This window comes from Gilliamella sp. B2772, assembly GCF_026536985.1.
Classification (GTDB): Bacteria; Pseudomonadota; Gammaproteobacteria; order Enterobacterales; family Orbaceae; genus Gilliamella; species Gilliamella apicola_E.
In genome coordinates this window covers 1,063,934-1,078,369 of the sequence record NZ_JAFNNB010000001.1, presented here as the reverse complement: position 1 = coordinate 1,078,369, position 14,436 = coordinate 1,063,934, and the positions used below count along the sequence as shown (strand labels likewise).

The following is a 14,436-nucleotide window of genomic DNA, read 5'->3' as shown; positions in this document are numbered from 1 at the left end:
AATGAAACTTAGCCATTATGTTATTTCGTTATTCAGCTTGTTTTTTGTAATATCTATCAGTCATGCAGAAATGAATATAAAAAAATGCAAAGTAACTAAAGAAGAAGCTTTAATTTTTGATGAATATGATTCACAAATTGCTGAAAAAATTATTGATTACAAGTTACATAATCAACCTGAAAAAAGAGAAAATAGCATTATTAAAATTTTTACAAATGAAAATAGTGAAGATCGTAATTATTGGTTAGCATCGATACAAATTGATGACAAATCAGAATTTTATCTATTTTATCAAGTTGATAAAAACGAAATTATTGAAGTTGACCAAAAACAATTTGAAGCATTATTACCTAAAATCGTTGAATGTAATCAAACAAAACAACTTCCCATATATAGTGAGAACTTTGATGAAGATTAGTTAATCTTCATCAATTAGTATTTCAATAGCGAGAGTTAAAAGGAGTAATAATGTCGTTGTCTAATTTTCGTGATTTTTTAGATTACCTTGAGCAGCAAGGTGAATTAAAACGCATTACTTATCCAATTAACCCTTATCTTGAAATGACCGAGATAGCTGATAGAGTTTTACGCTCTCAGGGACCAGCTCTATTATTTGAAAACCCAATTGGCTATGACATTCCTGTACTTTGCAATCTTTTTGGAACAGCTAAACGAGTTGCTATGGCAATGGGGCGAGAAAAGACTACAGAATTAAGAGAAATTGGTGAATTACTAGCTTTTTTGCGAGAACCAGAGCCACCCAAAGGTATTCGACAATTTTTTAATATATTACCTAAATATAAACAAGTTCTAAATATGCCGGTAAAACGGCGTTCCTCAGCGCCTTGTCAGGAATTAATATTTAAAAATGATGAGGTCGATTTAACTCAATTGCCTATTATGCATTGTTGGCCAGATGATGTAGCTCCACTTGTAACTTGGGGACTAACTATAACTAAAGGACCACATAAAGATCGTCAAAATGTAGGTGTTTACCGATTACAGCTACTAGGTAAAAATAAATTAATCATGCGTTGGTTGTCACATCGAGGTGGGGCACTTGATTTTGCTGAATGGCAACAATCTTATCCAAATGAAAAATTTCCTATTAGTGTAGCTATTGGGGCTGATCCTGCAACAATATTAAGTGCAGTAACACCAGTACCAGATACCTTATCAGAATATGCTTTTGCTGGATTATTGCGTAATAGCCGAACAGAAGTGGTCAAATCATTATCAAATGAGTTAGAAGTTCCTGCAACCGCCGAAATTATTTTAGAAGGTTATATTGATCCCCATGAGCAAGCTGTTGAAGGGCCTTATGGTGACCATACTGGTTATTACAATGAAGTAGAAAAATTTTCTGTCTTTACAGTTACACATTTAACCAGACGTAAAGATGCAATTTATCATTCTACATATACGGGTAGACCTCCAGATGAGCCGGCTGTAATGGGATTAGCATTAAATGAAGTATTTATCCCGATATTACAGAAACAATTTCCTGAAATTGTTGATTTTTATCTACCTCCTGAAGGTTGCTCTTATCGTATTGCCATTGTGACAATCAAAAAACAATACCCGGGACATGCTAAAAGAGTGATGATGGGTGTATGGTCTTATTTAAGACAATTTATGTATACTAAATTTATTATTGTTTGTGATGACGATATTAATGCTAGAGATTGGAAAGATGTTATGTGGGCTATTTCGACAAGAATGGATCCACATAGAGATACAACATTTGTTGATAATACGCCAATTGATTACCTGGATTTTGCTTCACCTATTTCCGGTTTAGGCTCTAAAATGGGACTTGATGCAACTAACAAGTGGCCTGGTGAAACTAATCGTGAGTGGGGTAAAATTATTACTAAAGATGCTAAAGTAGTCGCTCATATTGATGAAATTTGGGACAAACTTGGATTGTGATAGCTTTTGTTAAATAATTAATTATATTTTTTATAATGAGTCCGATTAAGCGATTTAATAATATTTACAATATTTGAATAACTTTAACTTTCAATTAAATAATAAAAAAAAGTATATTTAAAAAAACAAAACTATTCCCCTTTTAATCAATTATGTATAATTATTGCTAATATTATGACATTTAAAAAATTATGAAAAAACTTCAAATTATATTGGCTTTGGTGTTATCTATCTCTTGTGGAGCAGTTGCAAGCGAAGCTAAAACACAATCGGATACTGAGTTAAAAGTAAGTGACCCTAGTTCATTAATTCCTTCGTTGCTAATTGCTGCTGAAAAGGGTGATATGCAATCACAATATACGCTAGGAACAATTTATAAGCAGGGTTTAGGGGTTGAGGTTAATGATCTAAAGGCTTTTTTCTGGTTTAAGAAAGCCGCTGATCAAGGTTTAGCTAAAGCTCAAAATAATTTAGCTTATATGTACCAAAATGGTTTAGGGACTAAAGCTAATTTATCTGAGGCATTCAAATTGTTTAAATTGGCTGCCGATCAAAATTATGCTTTAGCTAAATATAATTTAGCTTTGATGTATAAAAATGGTGAAGGCGTAGAAAAAAAAACGTCTACCGCAATTGATTATTTTACCCAAGCTGGCAATCAAGGTATTTATGATGCTTATTTAAATTTAGGCATTATGTACTTTGCGGGTGATGGCGTTGATAAAGATCGCCTGGTAGCGGCTGATTGGTTTAGTAAAGCCGCAAAAGATAACAATCCAGAAGCACACTACTATTTAGGATTAATGTCCCAAACTGGTGACGGTTTAACTCAGGATAATGTTGCTGCCCTTTATTTTTATACTCAAGCTGCCGAACGCGGTTATGTACTAGCAATGTACAATTTAGGCATTATGTATGCAACCGGAACAGGAACAAGACCAGATAACACTCAAGCCGCATATTGGTTTACTCAAGCTGCTGAAGGTGGTAACGCTGATGCACAATATAATATAGCGGTTATGTATGATGTTGGCGGGGGTGTTCCTAAAGATGAACAAAAAGCAATAGATTGGTATACCAAAGCAGCCAAGCAAGGAAGTGTTGATGCGCAATATAATTTAGGTATTAAATATCTAGAAGGTGAAGGCGTTAAACAAAATAATAACCTAGCAGTTTATTGGTTTACTAAAGCTAGTGAGCAAGGGGATACCGACGCTAAGGCTTATTTAGAAGAGATAGCTAAAAAAAATAAAAAGGGCGAATAAGCCCTTTTTTCTTATCCTGAATTTCGCATTCCTGCCGCAATACCAGAAATGGTAATCATTAATCCCTGTTCAACTATAGTATTTTCGTTGTCATTTTTACGGGAACGACTTAATAATTCTGCTTGTAATAAATTAAGTGGTTCAATATATGTATTACGTAATGCAACAGACTCCGCAATCCAAGGTAAGTCTGCCATCAAGCTAATATCATCAGTAATCGTTAATACGGTATTAATATCTTCGGTTAATAAATTTCTTAACTCCTCTCCTAATGGCCATAATGTAGGAGAAACTAGCCTTTGTTCATAGTACTCATGAATATTCGGCGCCGCTTTAGCGTAAACCATTTCCAACATACCTAAGCGGGCATTAAAAAATGGCCAATTATGATACATATCTTTAAGTTGTTCTTTTTTGCCCTCATTGATAACTTGCCTAAGTGCGCTTCCTGCACCTAGCCATGATGGAACCATTAGGCGATTTTGAGTCCAAGCAAAAATCCACGGAATTGCTCGTAAACTTTCTATTCCTCCACCGGTACGTCGTTTTTGTGGTCGAGAGCCTAGAGGTAATCTTCCGAGTTCGGTTTCTGGTGTAACTGATCTAAAGTAATCAACAAATTCAGCTTTTTCTCTTATGTAGCTACGATAACATTGGCATGAATAATCAGACATTTCATCCATAATATCACGCCAGACTTGCTTCGGTTCAGGCGGTGGTAATAAATTAGCTTGTAAAATAGCTGATGCATAAAGCATTAAGCTACTAAGTGCAACTTCAGGTAAACCAAGTTTGAATCGAATCATCTCCCCTTGTTCTGTAACACGTAAGCCACCTTTTAATGATCCTGGTGGTTGTGACAGTAAAGCAGCATGAGCTGGAGCGCCTCCCCGTCCGATTGAACCTCCACGACCATGAAATAACACCAAGTTAACATTATATTGTTCAAATAAATTAACTAATTCTTCTTGTGAACGATATTGTGCCCATGATGCTGCGAGAGTTCCTGCATCTTTTGCTGAATCAGAATAGCCAATCATAACCATCTGCTTGCCATTGATTTTTTCTCGATACCAAGGAATATCTAAAAGCTTTTGCATAACAGATTTTGCATTATTTAAATCTTCTAAGGTTTCAAACAAAGGTGCAACAGGAATATTTTTTTGGCAATCAACAATTTTTAAAAGTAAGTAAACAGCTAGGACATCAGAAGGTGCTTTTGCCATCGAAATAACATAAGACGCAATCGATTCTTCGCCTGCTTTTTTGATAACACGGCAAGTGTCTAATAGTTCCTTAACCATTTCATCTGGTTGCCAATTATAGGGTAGTAATGGTCGATTAGATTGTAATTCGGTTAATAAAAATTCTTGTTTTTCTTCTTCTGACCATGAAGCATAGCTGCCTAAGTTTAACTCTTTAGTTAAGGCGTCTAACGCTTCAGTATGTACTGAACTATCTTGACGTATATCTAATCTAACTAATTGCAATCCAAAACTTTTAATACGTCTTAATGTATCTAATAGTGGGCCATGAGCAATAGTTGACATTCCGTTTTCAATTAATGATTCATAACATGTATAAAGTGGTGTCCATAATTGTTCATTCTTTATTAAAAGATCATTAGGTTCTAAAACTTGTTCATTATTTAATAATGCAACTATGTAGCTATGGGTTTTAGTTAAACGTGAACGTAACTGTTTCATTACAGCCCGATAAGGCTCTGATGCTGTTTTATTTTGTTCATCTAATAAATCAATGACTGATTGGCTACATTCAGTCATTGATAATTCGCGAACTAAAATTTGAATATCAGCTAAAAATAGTTCAATTGCTTTTAATCTAGCTTGCAACATCACCCTTCCTGTAACTTTAGCTGTTACATTTGGGTTGCCGTCTCGATCTCCTCCCATCCAAGAGGTAAATTTCACTGGAACATGTTCAACAGATAGTTCAGCATTGAATGCATCAACTAATTGGTCATTAAACTCTCGTAAGAATAATGGGACGCCTTCCCATAAACTATCTTCAATTACAGAGAATCCCCATTTAGCTTCATCAAGAGGAGTAGGGCGTTTTTTACGAATTTCGTCGGTGTACCATGCTTGGCAAACAAGTTGTTTAAGGCGACGCATGATACGTTCTCTTTCATAATCCGCTAAATCGTTATGATCAAGTTGTGACAAACAATTATTAATAGCGGTATAAGTATTAATCATTGTTCGGCGATTGATTTCAGTTGGATGTGCAGTAAGCACTAACTCAATAGATAAATTATCAATAGCTTGTTCAATTATTTTAGGCGCGAAATTTAAATTTTTAAGTGTTTTAAATAATTCGGTCATTTTTTTAGGGCTGCTCGATGCTTCCCCATGTGGTGAAATTCCATAATACTCAGCAGCAGTATTAACTAAGTTTAAAAATTGATTAAATGCACGTGCAACATGGAGTAAATCTTGATCATTAAGATTTTCAATCAATTTTAGTAATTCATTATGTGCTTGTTTGTTACCTTGTTGAGCTGATTTTGATAACTGCCTTATTTTTTCGACCAAATCGAAAGTTTCATTCCCTGTTGCTCGTTTAATTGCATCGCCCAATAATGTACCTAGCATATTGACGTTGCTTCGCATTGATGAGTATTGGCTATTCATTCTATTCTCTACTTTGTTTATATTTTGCCTAAGAGCCTTTAAGCTGTATGACCAAAATTAAAGAAAAAGGTATAAATATAAGTTAATTGCTCAGGATATATACTTTATAACAATGTTGTATTGAATTTAAATAATAAAATCTTATAGTTTTTATTATTTCCATCGTTTTTATTATATTTGGTAAAAATAACATTCTGGAGACTATATAAAGATAATAAATTATTTAGAAAGAATTTTTTGTATTAACGAAACGTTAGTAAACTGTATATTGTCGTCGATTGGGTATATACTAATATCATTATGAATAAATATTGGATTATCTAATGATCGTTGTTTTTTATATTGCATCGATAATAGCTATTATTGCTAGTTTAAAAGTGATTTTTTGTAGAAGAGTAGAGAAGGCAATTTTATATCTCGCTATTTCACTTTTTGCATCAGCATTAATATTTATTCTGTTACAAACATATATTTCAGCTGCTTTATATATCCTCTTTTTTATTTGCGGTGGCATAATCCTTTTTTGGGGTGTTTCTTTAAAGCTTAAAATTCGTAATGATAATGTTGAAAATAATAAACATGGCATTAGTCCTAAGATTTGGTTGGGACCATTAGTTTTGGCATTCATATTGTTAGTTATTCTTATATATGGTGTAGTAAGCACTGACTATTCACAACTTAAAGAAACACATGAATTAATGCACCAAATGTCAATATATGCTTATATTTTGATGACGGAGTTAGCTGCATTTTTGTTATTAGGTGCAGTAGTTATATCTTATCATTTTATGCATCGAATGTTTTCGGAGAAATAACGTGATACCACTTATGCATGGGCTAATTTTTGCTTCTATCTTGTTTGTAACCGGGCTGTTAGGTGTAATGATTAGACGAAATCTCTACTTTTTATTATTAAGCCTTATTATTATGAATAATGGAGCAATAGCAGCTTTGTTTGTCGCGAGTAGTTATTGGCAGCAATCAGATGGTGGGGTTTTAGCTATCTTAGCTGTAATTACTGTCTTAACTCAAATATGTGTCGGGCTTGCTTTACTTGTTAAATTAATTTATCGACGTAAAAACTTTAATATTGATTCATTGAGCGAAATGAAAGGATGAATTTACTTTATTTAACTATCATTGTTCCATTACTATCTTTTCTAATACAGGTTTGTTTTGGGCGACAAATACAATCCATTAATGTTAAGTTAATCGGAATTAGTACTATATCTATTGTTGGTTTAATAACAATATTTTCATGTATTGATTTTTCTACCAATACCGTCCCAGATATGACACTCGTTTATACAAGAAATCTATGGACTTGGTTTTCTGTCGGTGATTTTGAAGTTCCGATTTCCTTAACTTTGGATGGGTTATCGCTAACTTTTTTAGTGCTAATTTCTTTCTTTGGTTTATTGATCTCTATCTTTGCTGCCAGTTATCTAAAATCACGGGAAGATATTTATACTTTCTATGCATATAGTAATTTACTCATAACTAGCATGTTAACAGTTGTGCTTGTTGATAATTTGTTTGTGATGCTACTCGGTTGGGAAGGTGTGAGTATAAGCACTTACTTACTTATTGGTATTTATTACAAACAGGCTCGTAATGGTTATGCTGCAGTTAAAGCTTTTGTTATGATGCATTTAACCGACATATTTCTAATTATTGGTATATTTTTACTTTATCAAACAGTAGAAACATTAAAAATCAGCGAGATTTTATTTAAAGCACATAACGATTTAGCTATCGATTCAGATATTATCTTTTGGATCACCATTATGTTGTTCCTTGGCGCTATGAGTAAATCGGCTCTTTTTCCAATGCATACATGGTTCACAGAAACCACATTAGCACCAATGCCAGCTGTTGCTTTATTACAGTCTTCAACAGTCATATTGGCCGGAGTTTATCTTGTTTTAAGATTAAGCAATTTGTTTATGATGTCTAGTGATACACTTTATATAATGCTTTTATTTGCATCTTTAACTATTATATTTGCTAGTAGTATTGCTTTGGTTCAAAATGATATAAAACGAATTATAACCTATATTAATTTAGCTCAAATTAGTTACCTATTTTTTGCCTTTTCAACTCAAAGTTGGAATTTATCATTAAATTGTTTGATAAATTATTCTGTAACCAGTACATTATTAATACTAGCTTCAGCAATTTTATTAAAACAATGCCAAGGTGAAAGAGACATTAGCAAAATTGGTGGTTTATTAAAATCTAACCCAATATTATATGCTATTTTTCTAATTATAATGCTTTCACTTAGTGCATTCCCTTATATTTCTGCATCTTTTTATATTAAAGGCGATATTATTTGGAGATTAATGGCACAAGATAGCTTGATGGCTGGCACCATAGGTTTATTAGGTGTTTTATTATCAAGTTTGGGTATTTGGCGCATAATCTTTTTAGTTTTCCATCATACCCATAAAATGGATCATATTATAAAAATTAAAACGATAAATTATTTTCCAATTTTTATATTGTTAATATTTACTACTGCATTATTTATTTATTTCCCATTGCCAATACAAGGAATAATTCCAATAGCCCATCTTGATACTCAGGAACAGTTACCATTTCGGATATTATTAAGTGCAGTGACTTTATTGAGTTTAGTTATTGCTTATATTCTTTATGGGCATCTTAATAGTGAGGTTCATGAAATACTTAATACTCCGATGGTCAAATTTTTAGGAAAATTATGTAAAAGCAATTGGCGATTTGATTTTGTCTTGAACAATATCTTCGTAAAACCTTATATCTATTTAGCGGATTTCCTGAAAAAGGATCCATTAGCGATATGGGACAACTGGATAATGTGGGGAATCAAAAAAATAAACTCCTATATTGTTAGCCTAGAAAATGGACAGATACGATGGTATATGGTTTCAATGGTCATAGGTAGCATTATTATATTAATGTTATTGATTTTTATTTAATAAAGGTGTGAACTTTCATGTTGTTATGGCTTGTCTTCTTACCTGTAATTGGCGGATTCATTGGTTGGTTATGTCAAGTATTCTTACAAAGAATCGTAGTATCAACTGATGTACAATTGCGTTGGCAACGTTTACCAATTATGGTTGCTTTCACGACTATATTAATCACATTAATATTAGCCATAGTTTTATGGGCGAATGCAATAAATGTAGAACCAGATACAAGTTGGAGTAAAGAGGTTAATTATGACTGGATCCCATTACTTGGTATCCATTTTCATCTTCTATTGGATGGTCTATCGTTGGTAGTAATTACTTCGACACTTTTCATTGTACTACTAGTTATTATTTATTCTAGCAAAGAAAACCTAAATAACCTTGGGCTATTTTACTTATGTGTATTATTTATGACATCAGCCATTATGATGTTATTTGTCATTACTGATCTGTTTTTGATGTTTTTCTTCTGGGAAGCGGTAGCTATTCCGATTTATTTCTTAATTTCATTGTGGGGAAGGAGAGATTTAAATTCACAACGCTTCAATGGTGCTAATAAATTTTTAATCTACACACAAATAAGTAGTTTATTAATGCTAATATCTATTGTTTCATTAGCACTAATTAATTGGAATTTAACCGGTCAATGGACTTTTGACTATCAAATTTTAACTAAAACACCAATTTCAAGTAATACTGAATTTTTATTAATGTTAGGATTTCTAGCAGCCTTCCTTATTCGTATTCCTTTAGTTCCTTTTCACAATTGGTTTATTGAAGCACATATTGAATCTTCAACAAGTGGTTCAATGATGATAAGTGGTTTATTACTTAATACGGCAACATTTGGTTTATTACGTTTTGTAATTCCCCTTTTTCCAAACGCGTCTTTGGCCATTATGCCTGTTATTTCAATACTAGCTATGTTTACTGTTTTTTATGCTGCTTTACTAGCATTTAACCAAACAGATATAAAAAAATTAATTGCTTATATCCATATCGCGTTAATGGGATTTGTTACTACAATTATTTATAGTGGATCTGTAATAGCATTTCAAGGCGTTGTTATTCAAATGATAGCCATAAACCTAGCTATCGTTGGCATGTTTATGATTAGCGGATTATTGGCTGAATGCTATTTAACTCGGAATATAAACCAATTGATTGGATTAAAAGAGCAAGTGAGATATCTGTCCTCTTTTACTTTATTTTTTATGTTAGCTGTATTAGGCATACCAGGTACAGCTAATTTTGTTGGTAATTATATGATGTTATTAGGTAGTTATACCTCTTATTCATATTATACAATTTTGTTGGTAATTGGGTTGCTGTTACTGTCAATTTCCTTAATTATTCGTATGCAACCTATTTTTTATGGAGTAGTTGATAAAGTAGATGTAACCAAACACTTTTTAAGTAAAAAAGATATTTTATTATTATCTAGTGTGTTGATTGTTCTAATTTTTATCGGGTTGTACCCTAAGATAGTGTTAGATATATCTTATTCTACTGTCAACCAAACACAGCAGTATATAACAGCAGAACAAGTGGGAGAGTAAAAATTTATGATAGCTTTATTGCCAATATTCATATTGAGCTTTGCCATAATTGTTTTGCTCATAGCGCTTTTTGTTTTTAAAGTAGGAACTAAAAAATGCGCTATTTTAGCTATATCAGGGTTGATATGCGCTTTAATTTGTTCATCAATTCTAGGCTTTAAAATTTCTCATAACACACCCGCAATAACTGATATTAGTAGTGACAATATGCAAATATCTGTACCTACTTCACAAGGTTCAACTGATACTGATTTATCAAGTGAGCAAACTATAGCCGTTGATGAAGTTCCAACGGAAACATCATCCCCTCAAAATGACCAGAACTCTGAACCTATGGTTCAACAAGATTTTGTAGGCCCACCTCAGAATGTTATTGATACTACACAAGCTGATGATAATACTGATAATAAATGGCGTGCTCATCAAATTACAGCGTTATTTACCTGTGATGGCTATGGATTACTTTATACCAGTTTGATTTTGATTATTTCTATTGTAGTTGCTTCACTCGCTTATCAATGGTTTGTACAAGAACTGGTCGTACATGGTTTATTCTATGTAATTTTATTACTTATGGCATTAGGCGGCGTAACTTTAGTTTATGCAAGTCATTTAATGTCATTCTTCCTAGGCTTAGAATTACTTTCGATACCATTTATTGGATTGATCGGTTATCAATATATACAAACACATGCGTTAGAAGCTGCGATTAAATATATGATTCTATCTGCAATAGCTAGTTCATTTTTGTTAATGGGAATAGCCTTCTACTATGCAACAACTGGAGAGCTTACATTTAGTGGTTTAAGTTACCAGCTTTCAACCATGAATTATCAAAGTACATTATTATTAATTGGCATTTGTTTAATATTAGTGGGAATTGGTTTTAAGCTTTCACTGGTACCTTTTCAACTTTGGTTGCCTGACGTTTATCAAGGTGCGCCGACTGTAGTAGCATTATTATTATCAACAGTAGGAAAAGTGGCAGTATTTTGTGCTATTGCCAGATTATTTTTACTTGCGCCAATTGTTAATAATGAAACAATTCGTATTATTTTGGTGATTATGGCTTTTTGTTCAATACTATGGGGTAATTTATCTGCTTTAATGCAAAGTAGCTTAAAGCGTTTATTAGCTTATTCATCCGTAGCTCACTTTGGTTATTTATTACTTGCTTTAATTGCGGTGCAATATCAAGTATTGGCCTTAGAAACCATTGGTGTATATTTGATTGGTTACATTCTTGCCAATATCTGTATTTTGGGCGTGATCAGTTTAGAATCACATTCCAACGAGTTACAGGATCATGAAAACGAAGTCGATCTTTCAGGATTATTCTGGCGTCGTCCTGTTTTAGCATTAGCAATGGGTATAGGTTTACTCTCTTTAGCCGGTGCTCCACTGACAGCTGGTTTTGTTGGGCGTTTCCTTCTAATATTGTTGGGTGTAACGGCTGAATTATGGTGGTTAATTGCGGCAGTGGTTATTGGTAGCACACTAGGACTTTATTTTTATGCAAGACTTATTCTCAACCTTTATATCAAACCATCCAATGATGAGCAGCTGAATTCGAACATCAGATTAAAATGGCAGGATATAAAAATGAGCGAATTACTAATTGTTCTTGCAGCAGTTTTAACGATTGTATGTGGTGTCTATCCAAAATGGTTAGTTAACTTAGTTAGTATGGCTCAATATTTAACGACTTAATTATTTTTGTTACTTTCTTGAGATTGATTAAAAAGACATTGACAAGAAATAGTTAATTATCGACATATTTATTGTGTTATAATTCTGAACTTTAATATTTTTGTAATAATTAAGAGGACCGATATGGACTTTTTTATTTCTAATGCATATGCAGCCGATGGCGCTCAGCCTGGTGCTGATTATTTAATGCCAATTATGTTAGTGGTATTCGGGTTATTTTTCTATTTTATGATTATGCGCCCACAACAAAAACGCGCTAAAGCGCATCGTGAGTTAATGGCATCAATTTCTAAAGGTGATGAAGTATTAACTAATGGTGGACTTATTGGTCGAGTTTCAAAAGTTAACGACAATGGTTATATTGCGTTAGAGTTAAATGATACAACAGAAGTTGTTATCAAACGTGACTTTATCACATCTGTTTTACCAAAAGGAACAATGAAATCATTATAATAAATTTCATTGTATTAATTATCTAATTCCACAAGAGAAAATGTCGTGCTAAATCGCTATCCTTTGTGGAAGTACATTATGTTGGTCGTCGTAATTTGCGTCGGCCTGCTTTATGCGCTTCCAAATATTTATGGTGAAGATCCTGCTATACAAATTTCAGGTTTAAACGGTACCGAAATTAATGTTGCTATGCAAGATAAAGTTAAGCAACTTTTGGTGAAAAACAAAATTGAACCTAAATCACTCGTATATGAAAATAAATCTATTTTAATTCGATTAAGTGATAATGATACTCAGCTTAAAGCTAAAGAATTAATATCACAAGAATTAGGTGAAGATTATACTGTTGCGCTAAATCTAGCACCAGCAACACCATCGTGGTTAGCTGTGATTGGCGCCGAGCCAATGAAATTAGGCCTCGATTTGCGCGGCGGTGTTCATTTCTTAATGGAAGTAGATATGACTACTGCATTAAGTAAATTGACAGACCAGTCGATTGAAAATTTAAAAGCAGAGTTTAATAAAAACAATCTTGTATATAAAACAATCAGCAAAAATCCTAATCAACAAATAACAATGCAATTTGATAATGTTGAAGATCGAAATAAAGCTATTACTAAGATCAATGGATTACAAGATTATGAGTTAACTTCACAAGATGAAAACAGCATTGTCATTAGTGTTAGTCAACAGAGACTGCAACAAGCGAAAAATGATGCAGTTCAACAAAATACTACCATTTTACGTAATCGAGTTAATCAGTTAGGTGTGGCTGAACCAATTGTTCAACGCCAAGGCTCAGATCGTATTGTGGTTGAATTACCAGGTATCCAAGATACTGCATTGGCTAAACGCATTTTAGGCGCGACAGCTACCCTTGAATTTAGGCAAGTGAATGATGATAGCTCAATTGACTTAGCTGCAATTTTAAACGGCAATATGCGTGTTCCATATGGTTCTGAAATAAAATATATGGAAAACGGCCGACCAGTTTTACTTTATAAACGTGTAGTATTAACAGGTGATCATATTACCGATTCTTCATATAGAGTAAACGAATATAGCCAACCAGAGGTTTCTATCACTCTTGATAGTGCTGGTGGTAAAACCATGCTTGGTTTCACGCAAAAAAATCTGAAAAAAGCAATGGCAACACTTTTTGTCGAGTATAAAGATACTGGAAAACGTGATGAAAATGATAAACCTATTCTTGAAAAACAAGAGAGAGTCATCAATGTCGCAACTATCCAAGGTATTTTTAGTGACCGATTCCAAGTAACAGGCATAAGTAGTATTGATGAAGCTAAGAATTTATCATTATTACTTAGAGCTGGTGCGTTGATTGCTCCGATTCAAATAATTGAAGAACGAACAGTTGGTCCTTCAATGGGGCAAGAAAATATCACACAAGGCTTAGAATCTTGTGTTTGGGGATTATTAATTTCTGTCATATTTATGCTGGTGGTTTATCGCCTATTTGGAGTATTTGCAAGTCTTGCACTGGTAGCGAACTTAATTTTGATTGTTGGTACCATGTCATTATTACCAGGTGCGACATTGAGTATGCCAGGTATTGCCGGTATAGTTTTAACCGTAGGTATGGCAGTCGATGCTAATGTATTGATTAACGAGCGAATAAAAGAAGAACTAAGTAACGGACGAGGTGTTCAACACGCAATTAGCGAAGGTTATGCAGGTGCTTGGAGTAGTATTTTTGATGCCAATATCACCACACTGATTACTGCGGTTATTCTTTATGCGGTTGGTACTGGCTCAATTAAAGGCTTCGCTATTACATTAGGTATCGGTATTGTAACATCGATGTTTACCTCGATCGTAGGGACTCGAGCATTGGCCAATCTTATTTATGGTGGTCGTCGTGTTGATAAGTTATCAATTTAGA

Annotated in this window: 11 protein-coding genes; 10 read left to right on the top strand and 1 reads right to left on the bottom strand. The window is 33.4% G+C overall.

Annotation, left to right across the window (positions count from 1 at the left end):
• Position 1: 1 nt before the first annotated feature.
• The 3 genes from J3T98_RS05020 to J3T98_RS05010 all read left to right on the top strand — a co-directional run bounded on the left by J3T98_RS05020 (position 2) and on the right by J3T98_RS05010 (position 3,197).
• Entirely contained in the window at positions 2–418 is a 417-nt protein-coding gene (locus J3T98_RS05020) for a hypothetical protein (RefSeq protein WP_267362287.1), read from the top strand.
• 50 nt (positions 419–468) lie between these two features.
• Positions 469–1,932: a 4-hydroxy-3-polyprenylbenzoate decarboxylase gene (gene ubiD, locus J3T98_RS05015; protein WP_267362286.1), complete on the top strand. Its 1,464-nt coding sequence runs from the start codon at positions 469–471 to the stop codon at positions 1,930–1,932.
• 191 nt (positions 1,933–2,123) lie between these two features.
• Complete coding sequence (locus J3T98_RS05010) at positions 2,124–3,197, top strand: tetratricopeptide repeat protein (RefSeq protein WP_267362285.1); 1,074 nt, start codon at positions 2,124–2,126, stop codon at positions 3,195–3,197.
• 11 nt (positions 3,198–3,208) lie between these two features.
• Here the strand turns inward: J3T98_RS05010 and ppc are convergent, their stop codons facing one another.
• Positions 3,209–5,851, bottom strand: coding sequence for a phosphoenolpyruvate carboxylase (gene ppc / locus J3T98_RS05005; RefSeq protein ID WP_267362284.1), 2,643 nt, complete (start codon positions 5,849–5,851; stop codon positions 3,209–3,211).
• A 323-nt stretch (positions 5,852–6,174) separates the two neighbouring features.
• Here ppc and J3T98_RS05000 point away from each other — a divergent pair, with 323 nt between their 5' ends.
• From J3T98_RS05000 to secD, 7 genes are all read left to right on the top strand, one after another.
• Positions 6,175–6,666 carry an NADH-quinone oxidoreductase subunit J gene (locus J3T98_RS05000; protein ID WP_065562425.1) on the top strand — a complete coding sequence of 164 codons (492 nt, stop codon included), beginning with the start codon at positions 6,175–6,177 and terminating at the stop codon, positions 6,664–6,666.
• Position 6,667: 1 nt separating this feature from the next.
• Positions 6,668–6,970, top strand: a complete 303-nt coding sequence (nuoK, locus tag J3T98_RS04995) for an NADH-quinone oxidoreductase subunit NuoK (protein ID WP_267362283.1) — start codon at positions 6,668–6,670, stop codon at positions 6,968–6,970.
• The gene (locus J3T98_RS04990) at positions 6,967–8,814 is read left to right on the top strand and encodes an NADH-quinone oxidoreductase subunit L (RefSeq protein WP_267362282.1); all 1,848 of its coding nucleotides are present in this window, start codon (positions 6,967–6,969) and stop codon (positions 8,812–8,814) included. The genes nuoK and J3T98_RS04990 overlap by 4 nt, the downstream gene beginning before the upstream one ends.
• A gap of 17 nt (positions 8,815–8,831) precedes the next feature.
• The gene (locus tag J3T98_RS04985) at positions 8,832–10,370 is read left to right on the top strand and encodes a complex I subunit 4 family protein (RefSeq protein ID WP_267362281.1); all 1,539 of its coding nucleotides are present in this window, start codon (positions 8,832–8,834) and stop codon (positions 10,368–10,370) included.
• A gap of 207 nt (positions 10,371–10,577) precedes the next feature.
• Positions 10,578–12,080: an NADH-quinone oxidoreductase subunit N gene (locus J3T98_RS04980; RefSeq protein ID WP_267362280.1), complete on the top strand. Its 1,503-nt coding sequence runs from the start codon at positions 10,578–10,580 to the stop codon at positions 12,078–12,080.
• A 123-nt stretch (positions 12,081–12,203) separates the two neighbouring features.
• Complete coding sequence (yajC, locus tag J3T98_RS04975; RefSeq protein WP_065562420.1) at positions 12,204–12,533, top strand: preprotein translocase subunit YajC; 330 nt, start codon at positions 12,204–12,206, stop codon at positions 12,531–12,533.
• 45 nt (positions 12,534–12,578) lie between these two features.
• Positions 12,579–14,435 (top strand): protein translocase subunit SecD, encoded by a 1,857-nt coding sequence (gene secD / locus J3T98_RS04970; RefSeq protein WP_267362279.1) that lies wholly within the window; start codon positions 12,579–12,581, stop codon positions 14,433–14,435.
• The last annotated feature ends 1 nt before the right edge of the window (position 14,436 follow it).

Coding starts and splice junctions, on each gene's coding strand:
- ubiD (WP_267362286.1), top strand. CDS start 469: ATGTCGTTGTCTAATTTTCGTGATTTTTTAGATTACCTTGAGCAGCAA.
- J3T98_RS05000 (WP_065562425.1), top strand. CDS start 6,175: ATGATCGTTGTTTTTTATATTGCATCGATAATAGCTATTATTGCTAGT.
- J3T98_RS04985 (WP_267362281.1), top strand. CDS start 8,832: ATGTTGTTATGGCTTGTCTTCTTACCTGTAATTGGCGGATTCATTGGT.
- ppc (WP_267362284.1), bottom strand. CDS start 5,851: ATGAATAGCCAATACTCATCAATGCGAAGCAACGTCAATATGCTAGGT.
- J3T98_RS05010 (WP_267362285.1), top strand. CDS start 2,124: ATGAAAAAACTTCAAATTATATTGGCTTTGGTGTTATCTATCTCTTGT.
- J3T98_RS05020 (WP_267362287.1), top strand. CDS start 2: ATGAAACTTAGCCATTATGTTATTTCGTTATTCAGCTTGTTTTTTGTA.
- yajC (WP_065562420.1), top strand. CDS start 12,204: ATGGACTTTTTTATTTCTAATGCATATGCAGCCGATGGCGCTCAGCCT.
- J3T98_RS04980 (WP_267362280.1), top strand. CDS start 10,578: ATGCAAATATCTGTACCTACTTCACAAGGTTCAACTGATACTGATTTA.
- J3T98_RS04990 (WP_267362282.1), top strand. CDS start 6,967: ATGAATTTACTTTATTTAACTATCATTGTTCCATTACTATCTTTTCTA.